Source organism: Thorsellia anophelis DSM 18579, from assembly GCF_900111395.1.
Taxonomy (GTDB): domain Bacteria; phylum Pseudomonadota; class Gammaproteobacteria; order Enterobacterales; family Thorselliaceae; genus Thorsellia; species Thorsellia anophelis.
Genome location: NZ_FOHV01000007.1, coordinates 119,125 through 135,801, shown reverse-complemented (window position 1 = coordinate 135,801; position 16,677 = coordinate 119,125). Strand labels below are relative to the sequence as shown.

18 protein-coding genes and 1 tRNA gene are annotated in these 16,677 nt (G+C 34.4%); 10 read left to right on the top strand and 9 right to left on the bottom strand.

Annotated features, from left to right (window positions below; all coding sequences use genetic code 11):
- Positions 1–37: 37 nt before the first annotated feature.
- Entirely contained in the window at positions 38–1,252 is a 1,215-nt protein-coding gene (gene fliB, locus BMW37_RS06050; protein ID WP_093318610.1) for a flagellin lysine-N-methylase, read from the top strand.
- A gap of 403 nt (positions 1,253–1,655) precedes the next feature.
- Here the strand turns inward: fliB and fabR are convergent, their stop codons facing one another.
- From fabR to coaBC, 4 genes are all read right to left on the bottom strand, one after another.
- Positions 1,656–2,306 carry an HTH-type transcriptional repressor FabR gene (gene fabR / locus BMW37_RS06045; protein ID WP_093318609.1) on the bottom strand — a complete coding sequence of 217 codons (651 nt, stop codon included), beginning with the start codon at positions 2,304–2,306 and terminating at the stop codon, positions 1,656–1,658.
- Positions 2,306–3,208: an META domain-containing protein gene (locus BMW37_RS06040; RefSeq protein WP_093318608.1), complete on the bottom strand. Its 903-nt coding sequence runs from the start codon at positions 3,206–3,208 to the stop codon at positions 2,306–2,308. Before BMW37_RS06040 ends, fabR begins: the two co-directional genes overlap by 1 nt.
- Positions 3,209–3,575: 367 nt before the next feature.
- Entirely contained in the window at positions 3,576–4,031 is a 456-nt protein-coding gene (gene dut / locus BMW37_RS06035; RefSeq protein ID WP_093318607.1) for a dUTP diphosphatase, read from the bottom strand.
- 462 nt (positions 4,032–4,493) lie between these two features.
- Positions 4,494–5,765 carry a bifunctional phosphopantothenoylcysteine decarboxylase/phosphopantothenate--cysteine ligase CoaBC gene (coaBC, locus tag BMW37_RS06030; protein ID WP_093318605.1) on the bottom strand — a complete coding sequence of 424 codons (1,272 nt, stop codon included), beginning with the start codon at positions 5,763–5,765 and terminating at the stop codon, positions 4,494–4,496.
- 418 nt (positions 5,766–6,183) lie between these two features.
- Between coaBC and radC the strand changes: the two genes are divergently transcribed.
- The 7 genes from radC (at position 6,184) to BMW37_RS05995 (ending at position 10,402) form a co-directional block, all read left to right on the top strand.
- Entirely contained in the window at positions 6,184–6,891 is a 708-nt protein-coding gene (gene radC / locus BMW37_RS06025) for a RadC family protein (RefSeq protein ID WP_093318680.1), read from the top strand.
- Positions 6,892–7,324: 433 nt separating this feature from the next.
- Positions 7,325–7,561 carry a 50S ribosomal protein L28 gene (gene rpmB / locus BMW37_RS06020; protein ID WP_093318679.1) on the top strand — a complete coding sequence of 79 codons (237 nt, stop codon included), beginning with the start codon at positions 7,325–7,327 and terminating at the stop codon, positions 7,559–7,561.
- Between the two features lie 10 nt (positions 7,562–7,571).
- Positions 7,572–7,739 (top strand): 50S ribosomal protein L33, encoded by a 168-nt coding sequence (rpmG, locus tag BMW37_RS06015; protein WP_093318603.1) that lies wholly within the window; start codon positions 7,572–7,574, stop codon positions 7,737–7,739.
- Positions 7,740–8,036: 297 nt separating this feature from the next.
- On the top strand, positions 8,037–8,900 hold the full coding sequence (locus BMW37_RS06010) for a hypothetical protein (protein WP_093318601.1): 864 nt from the start codon (positions 8,037–8,039) through the stop codon (positions 8,898–8,900).
- A gap of 11 nt (positions 8,901–8,911) precedes the next feature.
- A complete protein-coding gene (locus tag BMW37_RS06005) occupies positions 8,912–9,517 on the top strand; it encodes a hypothetical protein (protein WP_093318599.1) in 606 nt (201 codons plus the stop codon).
- Between the two features lie 9 nt (positions 9,518–9,526).
- On the top strand, positions 9,527–9,922 hold the full coding sequence (locus BMW37_RS06000) for a hypothetical protein (protein WP_093318597.1): 396 nt from the start codon (positions 9,527–9,529) through the stop codon (positions 9,920–9,922).
- Between the two features lie 135 nt (positions 9,923–10,057).
- On the top strand, positions 10,058–10,402 hold the full coding sequence (locus BMW37_RS05995) for a hypothetical protein (protein ID WP_093318595.1): 345 nt from the start codon (positions 10,058–10,060) through the stop codon (positions 10,400–10,402).
- 152 nt (positions 10,403–10,554) lie between these two features.
- Here the strand turns inward: BMW37_RS05995 and aspA are convergent, their stop codons facing one another.
- Positions 10,555–11,973 carry an aspartate ammonia-lyase gene (aspA, locus tag BMW37_RS05990; RefSeq protein ID WP_093318593.1) on the bottom strand — a complete coding sequence of 473 codons (1,419 nt, stop codon included), beginning with the start codon at positions 11,971–11,973 and terminating at the stop codon, positions 10,555–10,557.
- A gap of 661 nt (positions 11,974–12,634) precedes the next feature.
- On the opposite strand from aspA, the gene trpR reads away from it, so the two are divergent.
- Together trpR and BMW37_RS05980 are read left to right on the top strand one after the other, a co-directional pair.
- Positions 12,635–12,949, top strand: a complete 315-nt coding sequence (gene trpR / locus BMW37_RS05985; protein ID WP_093318591.1) for a trp operon repressor — start codon at positions 12,635–12,637, stop codon at positions 12,947–12,949.
- A gap of 140 nt (positions 12,950–13,089) precedes the next feature.
- Positions 13,090–13,179 (top strand) — tRNA-Ser (locus BMW37_RS05980).
- Positions 13,180–13,557: 378 nt separating this feature from the next.
- On the opposite strand, the gene BMW37_RS05975 is transcribed toward BMW37_RS05980, so the two are convergent.
- From BMW37_RS05975 to BMW37_RS05960, 4 genes are all read right to left on the bottom strand, one after another.
- Positions 13,558–15,012, bottom strand: a complete 1,455-nt coding sequence (locus BMW37_RS05975; RefSeq protein ID WP_093318589.1) for a sensor histidine kinase — start codon at positions 15,010–15,012, stop codon at positions 13,558–13,560.
- Positions 15,009–15,674: a response regulator transcription factor gene (locus BMW37_RS05970; protein WP_093318587.1), complete on the bottom strand. Its 666-nt coding sequence runs from the start codon at positions 15,672–15,674 to the stop codon at positions 15,009–15,011. The genes BMW37_RS05975 and BMW37_RS05970 overlap by 4 nt, the downstream gene beginning before the upstream one ends.
- Before the next feature lie 47 nt (positions 15,675–15,721).
- A complete protein-coding gene (locus BMW37_RS05965; protein WP_093318585.1) occupies positions 15,722–16,033 on the bottom strand; it encodes a PepSY domain-containing protein in 312 nt (103 codons plus the stop codon).
- A gap of 272 nt (positions 16,034–16,305) precedes the next feature.
- Entirely contained in the window at positions 16,306–16,638 is a 333-nt protein-coding gene (locus tag BMW37_RS05960) for a PepSY domain-containing protein (RefSeq protein ID WP_093318584.1), read from the bottom strand.
- Positions 16,639–16,677 lie beyond the last annotated feature (39 nt).

Here is a 16,677-nt window from a genome sequence, read left to right as displayed (position 1 = left end):
GATAACTAACTGATTTAGACTACTAAAGGATGATGCAATGAAAGAGCTTCATGTAACAACACCAAATTATGTTTCTCGCTTTGAATGTGTAGGTAATGCTTGTATTGAGCATTGCTGCAGAGGCTGGAGTGTCACAATTGATAAAGAGACTTACAATAAATATAAAAATAGTGATGTATATTTGATCCGTGATGTTGCTGAAAACCAGATGAAAATGCTGAAAAAAAATCAACTTAACTACAGCCAAATTAAATTAAATGAACAAGGCGATTGCCCTTTATTAGATACAGATAAACTATGCTCAGTATACAAACATATTGGACCTACTGCATTAAGTCATACCTGTACAAGTTATCCTAGGCTTGCTCAAAATTTCAAAGAAGAAAAATTGAACTCTTTATCTTTATCTTGCCCAGAGGCAACACGCTTAGTATTATTTGATGATGATTCAATGCTCCAATCTCAAGGTATTGAGTTAATTCAAAAATATTCGAACGCCCATCCATTTAATCCAACACATAAAATCATTAATCTGTTTTGTTCAAATTTGATTATGGCCCAAAGCCGCCATATTGAAGAAAATCTTTACGCTGTGGTTAAATTCTTACTATTTTGTGAAAAAGTAAAGTTTGATGTGAATACACATCTTGAACAAATCGAAGGGGTATTTTTAGCGTTGATTGACGAGTTGCAAAATCCTACCGAAGATATTGCTCAGACACTTCGTAAAAATGCAGCCAGTAAATTAAAAATGACTTTATTGATTCTATTTCAAACTGTCAGCAATGATTATAGTAATAGCAGAGCTAGACCTTATTTAACCGCAAATAATAGTAGTGTATTAGCCTATTTTGATAATTTATCTGAAGAAATGAATATCGACTATTTAGATGAAAAATTCAAAGATATCAATACGCACTGGGATAATTTATTGACTGAAGGGGTATTATCTAATCCTAATATTTTAAAAAATTATTTCTTATATCGCTTTTATAACGATAGTTTTCCAGGAAGAGATTTGACTAAAAGCTTACGTCAATACTATTATTTATTAACCGATTATTTTTATCTGAAGACATCGCTTAGCGTAATTGCCTCAAGAAAATCACTTGAACAATCAGATATTATTCAGATGTTCTATAGCTATCATACGCTGAAACAGCATAATCAAGATATTAACAAAAAGCTTGATGTAATTATCAATAAGGTTAATCTTGGCGATGATCTTTCAGCAATCATGTTACTAAGTTAATTAATTTTACCTGCTACATTTGCTTACCTGACTGAGCTAAATCATTAAGCAAATGTAGTCTATTGATTAATATTCATCTCATTGAAGTTATAAGTAGTGTTGCAATAATACTCTTTTTTAATTAAGCATCTAATCTTACGACTATTTCAATTGCACATAAAAGTATTTTATTTACCTACTTAATATGGATTTACACTAAAAAAGCTCAATCCAGCCTTCGAATAAAATACAGATTTTTTGTTTGGCTTAATCACTTAACATGCGCAGTTGAATTCATTAAAATTATCTTAAGAGCTACAACTTGAAGCAACTAGATAATATGCAGGCCATTTACTTTTTAGATTACAAACTATTACTATACCCAAAAATAAAAGCCTTCTTTAAACTTTAAGGACAACCACCTTTAGGGCTTGATCGTTTTACTACGTTTTGCCAGCCTATTTTTTTGTTGTTCACGTCTATGCCAATGAAGTGCACCTTTTGAAATCATTCTGAGTTGAATAATCAACCGTTCTTGTAGAGTTAGCCTAGCAAATGTATCTGCATCGAGTGCTTCTGCTCCTGCATTAAAAACAATAATAACAATCGCTTCTGCTTGCGCCTCTGCAAATACACTTGGCATTTTATTGGCTGCTTCAAGATAACTTGCAAGCTCAGCAATAAAATGCTGCACCTCTCTCGCTACAGCAAATCGAAACGCCTCAGATGTTCCCGATCTCTCTCTTAATAGTAGTCTAAAAGCATTTGGATTATTTACAATAAACTCCATAAACGTCTCAACGGAAGTACGAATAACACTTCCCCCTCTCGCAATTCGTTTACGAGATTGTCTCATGAGCTGTCTTAGCATTAATCCACTTTCATCTACCATAGTGAGACCGAGTTCATCCATATCTCTAAAGTGGCGATAAAAAGAGGTAGGTGCAATGCCTGCTTCTCTTGCGACCTCGCGTAAACTTAATTGAGAAAAGCTTTTATCCGAGCTTAATTGATTAAAAGCTGCATCAATTAGATTACGACGAGTTCGCTCTTTTTGTTCTGCTCTAACGCCCATTATTGTGGATTCGCAATACTTGACTCAACCACAAGTTCAAGCACATAAAATGGATCTGGCTTTAACGAGTTTGATTGAGCCTGTTCTGATAAATGAGTAAAACGTTTTACTCTGACAATATTACGCTGTCCTGCTTCATGCATAAAGCCATCAATTGCATTTGGGTAAACTATCCAGGTTGGGTCCGGAACCGATTGACGAAAAGATTCATCATAGACAATTTCTCTAATTTGGATACATTGACTGTTTGCAACTGGCAATTCACAAGCAACATGATCTGGTGAAATTTCTAAAAACATCTGCTGACCTGCTTGTCCAAAATACGCTTCAGGTGTTAAGACACCATTAAATCTAAATACATTACTATTATTATCGGTCATAACTAACGTAACTGTGTCATCTGTAGTTACTTGTGTAGCTACTTGCTCAACCGAAACAGTATTTAAATTTGAAAGCAATGCTATCATTGCATCATCTTTAAGTGCCATATCTGGATCAATGCAGGCTCTCATCGTTTGTGCAATTTGACCAACTTTAAGCAGCGAGCCTGTTGATTCTACACTATATCCGGCCATCAGTTGGTTACATGTATTACGAACAATCATGCTATTATCATTAAATAGCATTTCTATATTGGGCGTCCCTTCAACAATCACCCCTTTAAGAGCTTCGCCTTCTTGATTTTGCGCGCTGATAAGATGCCATTGGTATTTAGGTAAGATTTGACTTAAATTCACAGATGAAGCCTCAGCGGAAGTAATTTCTTTGGAGGTGATATCAGCAGATTCAGTTACCTGCTTATCACTTTCTTTAACGACAGGTGACTCGACTTCTGGTTTCCCTCCCATTGCAAACGAATTAAAACTTAACGCTAATAAGGTTAACGCAAAAAATTTATTCATTACATCTCTCCTTTAAATGTACATCCATTATATGCCGCTAGTATCAAATCATATAAACAGTCATTCACATCATATTTAGTAGGCTATCAGGTAGTGTCGTTTCTATTAAAACATACAATGTTATCAGTAAAAAATGAGTCTACAGTTACAATATTCCAAGTACTTTATAACTTATATTGTTTAGCATTCATCACTTTTGTGATTTAAGTTTAGATTTCTGCCTTGTATTGATTATCTTATATGGATTTACCTTAGCTCAAAAACACTGTGTTTAATTTCAAATCTACTTATTTGTTTATAATTAGAATCTGTTGAGTTAAGCACTATTTAGTTAAATAAAACCTATCGATTTCAATGTATGATGACATTACTTACGCCCAGTGTGACCAAAACCGCCCTCTCCTCGTTGCGTGACATTAAACTCTTCAACCACATTAAAATTAGCTTGAACGACTGGAACAAATATGAGCTGAGCAATACGCTCACCTGGTTCAATAACAAAGGCTGTCTGTCCCCTGTTCCAAGCTGAAACCATTAACTCACCTTGATAATCAGAATCAATTAAACCAACTAAGTTTCCTAAAACAATACCATGCTTATGGCCAAGACCCGATCTCGGTAGAATCATTGCAGCTAAGCTTGGATCGCCTATATAAATCGCAATACCTGTTGGCACAAGTACTGTCTGACCAGGATTAAGTTCAATGGCATGTTCCAAACATGCTCTTAAGTCTAACCCAGCTGAACCCGTTGTTGCGTATTGGGGTAATTCGATGGTATTGCCAATCAATTTATTAACAATTTTTATATCTATTGAGGTCATGAGTTATCCTTAGTTATAAGTATATTGAGTGAATATCACGTATATTTCAAACGGCTATTTAAACAGTTAAATTTTGTAAGTTCGAGGCCCTTATTTCCAGTTTCAATATGATTAGTATCTATTTTTAACCCATTATAGTCTTGACATTTCAGGTTAGGTAGCCAAATTACTTCTCTATTTATATCATGACTTAATTTATATCATGGCTTAGCTACTTAATAGTTAAGCTACCACAAAGCACACGCGCTATATCTCGCCATGTAAGCTGTCTAGGTCAATAATTTGCAGTGACGTAAAACTTACATAATCATTAATCAAGTTAAATTGATAAAAACAGGTTTACAATTGACATGAAACCATAATTTTTAAAATCACAGCAAAATTATAGCATCAATTAAGGCTTAACGCGTTTGCTGCAATCTCACTTATTCATTTGTTTACATTTTTCTCAACACTTTATAATTAAGATGCATGAAACTGGCGAAGAATAAGCGTCATTAACTCATTTGCTACTGCTTGCTTTGGAGCAATAGGGATATGCGCTTGTGAATTATCCCAATAAACAGTTAATGCATTCTCATCACTATTAAAACCGATATGTGATTGACTAACATCATTTGCACAAATCATATCAAGTTTTTTAGTGACGAGTTTATTGAGTGCATATTGCTGTATATTTTCCGTTTCAGCCGCAAATCCAATCACAAAAGGGCGATTTTGAGCTACATGACCAACGTAACGAATGATGTCAGGATTTTGTACCAGCGTAAGGTTAAGCATTGATTGCCCTGGCTGTTTTTTTAACTTTTGCTGACTAATAGTATCAACCCTATAATCCGCTACAGCAGCAGTGCCTATAAAAATATCCTGCCCGTCTAGATTCGCTTTTACAGCAGTAAACATCTCCTCGGCAGACTGTACATCAATGCGTTTAACTCTATCTGGTGTTGATAAATTCACGGGACCGGTAATAAGCGTAACAGTCGCACCGCGTTTTGCAGCAATTTCAGCAAGTGCGAACCCCATTTTTCCAGAGCTATGATTGGTAATATATCTAACAGGATCGATTGATTCACGTGTCGGCCCAGCGGTCAATAAAATCGATAATCCAGCAAAATCTTGGATTGGATTTTCCATGTACTCGTTAGAGGCTTTTGCATTAAGAATAAAATTAACAATCTCATCAGGCGCTATCATGCGCCCCATACCAACATCGCCACAAGCCTGTGCACCGCTATCTGGCCCCCATACATCAACCTCTGCGACCTCTTTTAACCGCTGAATATTACTTTGAACTAATTTTGAGGCGTACATCTGTTGATTCATCGCTGGCACAATTGCAATTGGTGCACTTGTTGCTAGACATAGTGTTGTCAATAAATCATTCGCAAGGCCCGCACTCATGCGCCCAATAAAATCGGCACTTGCAGGTGCTATAACAACTAAATCAGCCCATTTTGCTAATTCAATGTGTCCCATTGCAGCTTCTGCTTGTGGGTCAAGTAAATCAATTGAAACCGGATTACCACTCACCGCCTGTAAAGTTAACGGTGTAATAAACGCCTCAGCACCTTTCGTCATTACGACCCGAACATTAGCGCCTTGATCTTTTAATCGCCTGACAACCTCAGGGATTTTATAGGCAGCAATTCCGCCTGTAATGCCAATTAAACAATTAAAATCTGCTAATGGCAGTCCGCTATTATTAGCATTGTGTTGTGTTATCTCATTCATTACTTTTGATTCCATTACCTTAACGGCTCAACTGCAGTTTTAAAATAAGTAATATAAGAACAGATTAGTATTAAAGCCAAAGCAGCATTTGAGTGCAAAACTTTTGCATATGAATTTGCCCTTGCCTTTTCATGCCTTTTTATAAAGTTCTAGTTCATTTGCATTGGATTATATCACTGATATGAACTTGGTTATGAACTTTATTTATGTTCAAAAAACGCACAGCACATGACATTTTAACTCTTTCCTCTAAAAAGAATTGTTAAACTATCTCTAATATGGGGTTGTTGATGGATCTAAGCATGTTTTAATTGCATCCCCAAATTCAGATCATGTATGTATTAACGTTTGACAAACTATACACATCAGGAACGCTTTGATGATAAGGAAATCAATAATGAGCAAAAAACCGGCAAAAATGACCATTCCTAGCTTAACACAGCGCAAACAAAAACCACCAACTTGGCTAAGTAATCTTCCACCGAGAGAGCAATTAATCAAAAGTGGCCCTGAACAATTAACCGATATTGAATTATTAGCGATTATTCTCTCAACAGGTATAAAAGGTATGAATGTCGTAGACTGGTCAAAATACTTACTTGAATATTTTGGGTCATTACATGCTATTTTAACTGCTTCAGAAGAAGATATGGTTGCAGCTAAGGGGATTGGTCCAGCAAAATATACTCAACTTAAAGCAATTGGCGAGATAGCGAAACGCTATATGTTAAGTGAATTAGAAAAAGGGGATATTATCAATAGTCCAACTGTAACAAAGCGGTATCTTCGCGTTCTGTTAGGTAAATACGATTATGAGGTATTTATTGTCCTATTTTTAGATAATCAACACCAAATGATTACTTATAAAAAGATGTTCAAAGGTAGTTTTAACAGTGTAACCGTTTATCCAAGAGAAATAGCAAGAGAGGCATTAAAACAAAATGCAGCAGCGATTATTTTAGCTCACAATCATCCTTCAGGTGTTGCAACCCCTAGTCAGGCTGATATCACGCTGACTCGTACTATTTGTACTATTTGTGAAATATGTGATATAAAAGTACTCGACCACATCATTATTGGTAACGGTATTGAAAGTTCCTTTGCCGAACTTGGGCTACTTCCTTAAAAATACGCTTATATTACTATACTAAGCAACGTTCTAAATTTTAATTAGCACTGAGTATGTTGCTTCTTATTAGTCTGTGGTAAAATATTGCGTCAATTTAAAAAGAATGCATATTGATTCAAATTTGAGTAGGTTAGGTTAATCAGTACATAAAAACTCAGCGAGTTGTACACTAAGCAAACGCAGAATAATAAATCTAGTTAAAGGCAATTGCACGAGCCATATTGCTGAATCTTTCAGCAATATGCGGCATTTATACAATTCTCTTCGATTTTATTTCTCTTTTCACTTGAGGAATTTTCTGTTTATGCGTATAATCCGCCGCCTTTATGAGCGTGTAAGTTGGGTTGCACAAGTCTGGTTACCTTGGTTAAATTCGCGCTCAATCCCAAAAGAAAGCTCGAATTCATCAGATTTATTGGAGATAAAAATCATGTCACAAGTATGTCAAGTGACCGGCAAAAAGCCATTAGTTGGTAATCACCGCTCACATGCAATGAACGCGACTAAGCGTCGTTTTTTACCTAATTTACAAACTCACCGTTTTTGGGTTGAGTCAGAGAAGCGTTTTGTGAAACTTCGTGTTTCTACAAAAGGTATGCGTATTATCGATAAAAAGGGCATCGATGCAGTTCTTAGTGAACTTCGTGCTCGTGGCGTTAAATTCTAAGGAGTAGGTCATGGCTAAGGGTATTCGTGAAAAAATCAAATTAGTTTCCTCTGCTGGTACTGGTCATTTTTATACAACGACTAAAAACAAACGTACTATGCCAGAAAAAATGGAAATGAAAAAATACGATCCAGTTGTTCGTCAACACGTGATCTATAAAGAAGCAAAAATTAAATAGATTTATTTGCTTAAAATTCCATAGGGTAACGGAAATCCCATTTTTCTTTACCCTATTAAAACATTTTCTATTATTCAATATTAAAATCTTACCTGTCTTAGTTTCAATTAAAGCATTATGTTTCTGTTATATTAATAACATTACTTATACCAATTGACAATCCGCAATCTATCAGATTTATTTTAAGAAATAAAAAAACATTACAACTAAAAACAAAATGAAACTTGTTTTTTATTGCAATATTACAACTTTTAATCAATAATCACGTCTAATTTCTTGTCTAATTAGGGAGGCAGTATGGCGATTAAGTATCGAAATCCCCCAGTTATCTATGTTGTAGCAAAGTTGATTTTTTTGGAGGCTTTCGGCAATTATAGTGATGAAAAGTATAAAAAACTTCTAATGGCTCTTACTCCACTAGAATTCTCCTCATGGGCAAAAAGCAAATTAAGCGGTGTTCAGGTAAAACAATCAAATAACGAGTTTAGCGCCGTTTCAGCTAGTGTGGAAAGAATAGGATTCTTTTCAAATAATAGACAAAAATGTGTAATGATTGACGAAAATAGCATAGAGTTGAGACTTTCTAAATACACTAATCACAATCACTTTTTAGATGATGTTCAATCAATTATAAAGATATGTGCTGATCTAGGCCTTGTTCAAAGCAAAACGCTGAATGAAGTAGAACTACATTATGTTGATTTATTTGTGCCTAATAATAACTATAGTTTGAATCAGATGTTTTCAGACAAAATATCATTGCCGATGTCTCAATTTTACCATGAAAAGAACGATGTAATTAAAGTAGGAATAACGAGCTTTACACGAATTCTTGAATCTGAAAAAAGAAAAATCTCGATAAGTTTAGAACACCTCTCTATAAAAGAACATCTAAGCCGTAAATTTTTACCAGATGCATTATTTGAACTAGATCCTAAATTAGCAATGCCATTATCTATAGATAGACTATTTAGTAGTGATAAAATAAATGATTACGCTATTGTACATACGGCTTGTGGTACATTATTGAATACAGTTACGATTGACCCTGAATCACTTCGAAATCACTTAGAAGAGCAATATGTGCAAAGTAGGAAAACTTTTGACTATATGATCGATTCAAAAGTGTGTGAAAAAATTTGGGAGATTGAGAAATTTTAAGAGAGGAAATTATGGGGCTCATTTATAACATTACTAATTCGAATTATTTGCCACTTACAAAGAAGGTTGAGCGTTATTCTGATAAATCAGTTGGATTAATTCCAATAAAAATCATAACAAATAACAAAGAGCATTATTTATTATTTTCAACTAATCAGCTAAATATACAAAGCTATTTAGAAGACGATCAAACTAATGAATTAAATGTGAATCTTATTAGTGCTATTAGTGTAAATGATTGCGTTGATAAATGCCAAACAGTCTTAGGTTTAAAAATCCACGAAATTGCTAAATTATTAAAAATATCAAGAGCAACACTGGATTTGCATCGAAAAGGTTCTAATATAAAAAGCATGACTAAATATCATCAGCTTTATAAATTTATGATTAATGTTGAAAATTTACATGGCCATAAATTGAGAAATTATACTCGTAATGTTCTAATTGAGCGTAAAACACTAATACAGCATCTGTTTATAAATAGTAATAATTTAGACACTATATTTCCTTTACTTGATATTTTATCCAATAAAATACAACACATTTCTTTTTCAGAAACTGAATATGATCCTGCTAAATTAAGATTAAGAACATATGGCATTGGAAAAATGGTATAGGAGTGATTTTTGAGCATTTTAATAAAACTGGGTTTGAAACAAGGAAGTGTAATTGGCTTTTCTGGTAACCTTACACGGGAGTCATTCAGTTCACTAGCAGATCAATTTAAAAAGGGACGTTACGGTTTATTCACTGGAAGAGGAATTAATCAGGACCAACTATATGTAGTTTTGACTCAAGACTGTACTATATCTACAGGAAAACATATCGAAGTAGCACAACTGAAACAGAAAAACATCAAAGAGCTAACTAAATCCAAACATTTATTTTTGGGTAAGGATTACAACAAATTATATATACAGTTTAATGACCTTTATTACGAAGTAGAGGAATGCCTTTTGACTAAGGTAAATAGTGAATTATTAACTAATAGCATTCAAAACAATAACATTGAGATCAAATGAGAATTATCACTTAATTGTATCCGAATTTTACTTGATTGGCGAATCCTTGCTTATCATAGAGAGCCTTATCCAGATAAATTTAATAGGATACTAGCAGAATACTTAAAAGATAAGGGGCACTGGTTTATTGAATTTTTGCACCAGAATATCAATAACATTCATTCATTACGAATTTACGTTTCGCCTGAGAATGAAGAAAATGCTAATAGTTATAGATTATCATTAACAGCCCTTTTAACCTTTGAAGGAGAGAAAATTCAGGAAGAAATATCAAATAATATAGACTTAATGTTATCTCAATTAGATCAATTTGATGAGATTGAGTGTATTCAATTAGATAACTTTGATACAGCGAGTTTTGTATACCCAGAGCACCTAGTACTTCCTCTAACTATGACATTAAGCGAGTTTACATTTGCAAATGCATACATAATGAGAGAATTTAACTTTCAATATTTATGTTATGAACAGAGTTTTTAAAATAGGCACCTGAATTCAAATTGTTACATTAATTTCCTTACATTTGTTATCACTAATATTCAAATAAATAGCAAATTAAATATCTTAATGATAATAACAACAAAGACCACCTATCAGATTGGTGATCTTTGTTATTTGCAACTCCCGCTTGCTTAATCCTCGTAAGTTTTTGCTTTATACTTAGGGTTCATTAAGTTATCTAGAGAGAATATATCATCAAGTTCAGCTTCAGTGAGTAAACCACGCTCTAAGACTACTTCTCTAACACTTTTACCTGTTTGAGCACAAATTTTCCCTACGATATCGCCATTGTGGTGGCCAATAAATGGATTTAAATAGGTTACGATACCAATTGAGTTAAAGACATAAGACTCACAACGCTCTTTATTAGCTGTTATTCCATCAATACACGCATCTCTTAGGTTATAACAAGCATTGGTTAATAATGAGATTGATTCAAACATTGCTTGTGCAATAACAGGCTCCATAACATTCAATTGTAATTGCCCTGCTTCAGCCGCCATTGTTACGCAGGTATCATTACCAATAACTTTAAAGCATACTTGATTAACCACTTCAGGAATGACTGGATTAACTTTCGCTGGCATAATAGAGGAGCCAGCTTGAAGTTCAGGCAAGTTAATTTCTTTTAAACCCGCTCTAGGCCCTGAAGATAACAATCTGAGATCGTTACATACTTTAGAAAGTTTTACAGCGGTACGTTTTAATGCACCATGAATCATCACATAAGCACCACAATCTGAGGTTGCTTCAATAAGATGTTCTGCTAACACACACTCGAATCCAGTTACTTCAGCAAGTTTTTTGACAGCTAATTCAGGGTATCCTGCTGGTGTATTTAATGAAGTGCCGATCGCTGTAGCACCTAAATTTACTTCTAATAATAACTTAGCCACATAGTTCAGATTTTTGATTTCTTCTCGAAGAAGGATATCATAGGCTTGAAACTCTTGACCGAGTGTCATTGGGACTGCATCTTGTAATTGAGTTCTACCCATTTTCAAAATATCTGAAAACTCTACCGCTTTATTGCCAAATCCAATGCGCAAATAATCAATCGCTTCAATCAATTTTAGCATAGTTTGATATAGTGCAATTCGAAAACCAGTAGGGTAAGCGTCATTAGTTGATTGAGATTTATTAAGATGGTCATTAGGATTTAGATGTTCATACTCCCCTTTTTTATATCCCATCAACTCCAGACCAATATTAGCCAAAACCTCATTGGTATTCATATTAACCGAAGTCCCTGCCCCACCCTGGTAAACGTCAATTGGGAACTGGTCAAGATATTTACCTTGGACAAGGATTTCATCACACGCTTTTAAAATAACATCCACGATTTTTTTAGGTAATACTTTTAGCTCTCCATTAGCAAGTGCGGCGGCTTTTTTTACCATTACCATACCACGAACAAAATCAGGAACATCACTGATTTTACTATTGCTTATCTTAAAATTTTCTATAGCTCTTAGGGTGTGGACTCCATAGTAAACCTCGTTTGATACTTCTTTTTGTCCAAGTAAATCTTCTTCAATACGCATTGTCATGTCTAAAGCTCCAATTGTGAATGGTTAATCTCAAAAGATGAAAATTTGGTATTCATTTCTTAATCTTATAATTAACTGGTGTAATAATACATACTAGTTTGTTCTGTCTTAATAAAGCTACACAAAAAGACAAGTATCCTAATCAACGCATTATTCTTTGATTTAATAAGATGATAGCGTGTGGATATATATTTCAAAATCTAACTGAATTATAACGAGTTATCAAAATTAAAAATGAGGCTTAAGCCCCAAAACTGGATAAGAGTTCAATTCCGTTCAATTTTTGTCACATACTTTTAATGTAATAAATTAAATATTACATTAAGGTATAGAAATTTATACAAACTATGCTTACTTTAGCAAATCCATATTTTATTTATAGTCCTAAATTTGAAGTAATTTGAATATTTTCATCATACAACAGATTTAATGAACCATTCGTCGATAAATTCATCATTTTGTTAATCACATTCAATACAAGCTATCAAATTCAAACGACTCACTTTTAAATACCACCAAATAAAATCTTGTTAATGAATCACAATTTTTGAAAAAATCAGATCAATTCCCCTTACGAGGCTAATTTGATGTATCATTATGCATAACTATCATGCAGTACTAAAAGACAAATACTCAACTCATCAAAACTTTTGGGGATAATATGGCTCAATATGACAAAAAAGAAAGCAATGATGCTTGGCAAACTTGTGTTGAACTATTAAATAGAGGCTTTGAAAATGATCTTCAATACCCATTACTTGCATTACTTCTCACGCCTGATGAGCGTAGTGCACTTGCAACCCGCGTTAAAATAGTTGAAGAATTGCTCAGAAAAGTGAAAAGCCAACGCGAGTTAAAAGAAGAACTCGGTGTAGGTATTGCCACTATCACACGGGGCTCTAACAGCTTAAAAGAAGCACCTGAAAATTTACTTGAATGGCTTTATAATGAGTTAGATATCACTCCAAAAAAATGACTTGATTGATGGTATTTTAAGCAGGCTTTCGATAAATATTAAAAATCACTTGACCAAACTTGCCGACATCCCTATATTAGCTCGCCTAATTTAAGGCTGTTAATGTTTTCAATACTATTAAAAGTCCCTGAATTAAAAATGGTGAAATGTCCGAGTGGTTGAAGGAGCACGCCTGGAAAGCGTGTATACGAGAAATCGTATCGAGGGTTCGAATCCCTCTTTCACCGCCACTGAAAAAGATAAATACGGTTCCTCTCGCCTTTTTTATTTTAGAAACACGAAAACATCCGCGCAATATCTTTCTTACCGACTCCTAATTCAAAAGACTCAACTTGCCACTTGTAAGTTAACCTGTTTTAGGCAAATGAGTGCAAACTTTAGATTTGTTACTTCAAACAATTTGAGGTTACGTTTTGCCCATAACTCCAACAGTATTAACCAACGCTTCTGCGTTAGCCTCCAACAAACACCTTGTGTAAATTTTATCTTCTTCGGTCCTCTTAAAAGTACCAAGTAAGTATACAGTGTATATACGTTGAAATAATGTTAAGTTAGGGAAAAAAGTCCATTACATTATTGCATAGCCAAGTTTTAGTACCCATTTTGTTTTAAGGTTCATAAAGAGGCAAAATTAACTCGACTAAAAGCCCCCCTAGCTGACTTTCACCTAGTTGCAAGCTCCCACCATAAAGTTGACTTAACTCTTTGACAATAAATAATCCAATGCCTGAACCTGGTACTTGTTCATCAATCCTAACACCTCTTTGTAAAACAACTTCACGCTCAATACTTGATATTCCCTTACCATCATCTTCAATTATGATACAAAGGGATGAATTCTTAGCCTCCAGCCGAATACAAATCTTATTTTTTGCCCATTTAGAGGCATTATCGATAATATTGCCTAACATTTCATAAAGGTCTTGAGATTCACCTTTAAAATACAACGTTTGTTGACTTACCTCGAATATAAGTTCTTTCTCTCGATGAAGCACTTTCATCGTCTTCACTAACGTATTGACTACCTCCAAGGCATTTGTCTTTTGCCCAGGGATTTTAGTGCTTGCTGCAGCTCTAGTTTGTGCTAGATGATAATCAATGTATTGTTTAATTTGTTTAACTTGACTATCGATAAGTTCATTTAGATGGTGTAATTGATTAATAGGCTCATGATGTGAAAGTGCATCATTTACGTGTGTTTCGTGTAAGTGTAGCGAGACTTTAGCATCTGATAAGTTACGTTGGCTATTGTAAGATGCTTGAGATAAAATACTTAACGGCGTTTTAAGACTATGAGCTAAATTACCTGCCTGGGATCTGGCCCGAGTCAGCACCTCTGTATCATGATCCAAAACATCATTAAACGAATCAACCAAGGGTTGTATCTCTTTTGGGTATTTCCCTTCAAGTATTCTTGTTTTACCTTGTTTGATATCCGCTAAATAGATTTTGATTTTATTTATCGGCGCTAAACTTGCGTATATTTGAATCCATCCCATGATAATCATGCTAATTGCTAATCCTGCGAATGCAATCAGTAAAATACGCCTAAATTCTGATAAACTCGTTAATAAGACAGCTTGATTAATACCAACACTTAATACATAAGGCTTGGGATTACTGCTCCCTAGTTCTATTTGCCGACTCAATACCATCAAATGTTCGTCAGGTGGTCCTTCAATAACCTGATAACCAAATGGCATGTCAGCTAAAGAAGATAAATCAATCGTTATCACCTCTTCCCATAAAGAGCGAGAGCGCATAATAGGCTCTGACTTAAAATCATTTATTTGCCAATACAGGCCAGAGTATGGTGTATTAAACCTAGGATCAGATAAAGGACCATCTAATTTTAACGTCCCTTTCTCGTCTATTAAGACTTCAGCAGTTAATTGATTGAGATGAATTAATAGCTCCTGCTTAACTTGATTTTCAGCATAATTATTAAAAATATTGACTAATAACAGTGCAGTAATAAAGAGTCCTGAACTAATCAATATGCTAGTGAGTATTGTTACTCTCAGCTTTAAAGAAATATTTGAAAATAAAGTTTGTTTTGTCATTCAGCCTCAACCACTAATTGATAACCGGTGCCTCGAACAGTCTGAATCATATCCTTAGGCATTTTTTTGCGTAACCGCCCGATAAAAACTTCTAAAGTATTAGAGTCCCTGTCTGAATCTTGTTCATAAAGTTGCTCCATCAATTTAGTTTTAGTAATAATTTGATTAGGATGGTGCATAAAATAAGCAAGCAACTTATATTCATGGCTGGTTAAAGAAAGCCTTTGTTGATTCAAATAAACGATCTGAGCTCTTGTATCTAAAGTTAGCGCTCCTACTTCAATTATCGCACTACTATGTCCATTAGCTCGGCGTATAACAGCTCTTAACCTGGCAAGTAGTTCTTCTATATGAAACGGTTTCGTCAGATAATCATCTGCCCCAGAATCAATTGCTAAAACTTTTTCATGCCACTCCCCTCTTGCTGTTAAAACGATAACGGGAGTATGAATACCTGATGAGCGCCATTGCTTTAAAATAGATAAGCCATCTAATTTAGGTAAACCCAAATCTAATATAATTGCACAATACTCAAACTCTCTTCCAAAAAAATGCGCTTCTATACCATCATGTGTGATATCCAGTGTGTATTCAATATCGCTAAGTGCATGCGCAATTTGTTCAGAGAGTTCTAAGTTATCCTCAACCAATAAAATTTTCATACAAAAAGTTCTCTGAAATAGAATGAGTTCAACTTAAAAACGTGAATCTATTTATGATCAACATCTAATATTCTGCCCTTACGGGCATCGATTTCAATTTCTAATATCCGATTTTGCGGTGTAAGAACTTTAATTTCATACACCCACTCATCATCATCCTCGTCAAGTTCAATTTCAATAATATCTCCATCAAACTCAGCATTAACGAGTTCTAATATTTGTTTTAGTGGTAAAATCTCTCCTCGCCTCACCGCGTCTCTGACCATCTCTTGCTCAGATTTTTTGGCAAAAACTTCGGTATTAGGAAGTAATATTGATAGGCTTGCCACTAAAAGCATAGGAAAAAATTGTGTTTTCATATCAATTTATTCAATTAGAAATCAAAAAAAGTCCCTCATCTGAAATATCAGTTAGATAAGAAACATACGTATAGGACAGCATAACCGGTGATGAATTTAAACACGACTTAGTCATGTTTAAATTCAAAGAAATATTCACAATAATGAGTTAAAACAATTGGTATAGGCCTATAATATTATTTATATACGTTCCTTCATTTTTCACATGGCGGATTCTAGTAACTTAACCTATAACAAAAACGTGCTAAGAATAGTGACTTCGCTAGAATACCTTAAAACCTTGATAAAATCTCACCTGTTTTAGCATTGATATCAAGCTTACGCTTAGCGCCATTTGGTGTAATGATTTTAACTTCATAAGCCAAAATATTATACTCATAATCAAGTTCTATTCCTGAAATGTGCCCTGGTATAGCTTTATTTGCAATCGTTGCGATTTCATTGATAGATAAAACTTCCCCTGCTGCGATTGCAGATTGAACATACGGCATTTCATCATAATCAATCGCATAAGTCATCGAAGCTTGAGTGAATAAAGCGAGTGTTCCTAGAGTAAATAAACTGGTACGCAGTAGTTTAGGTGAACGGTTCAATAAATGTGACATAGATAACTCCTTAAGTAAAATGAATAATGACCATGAACT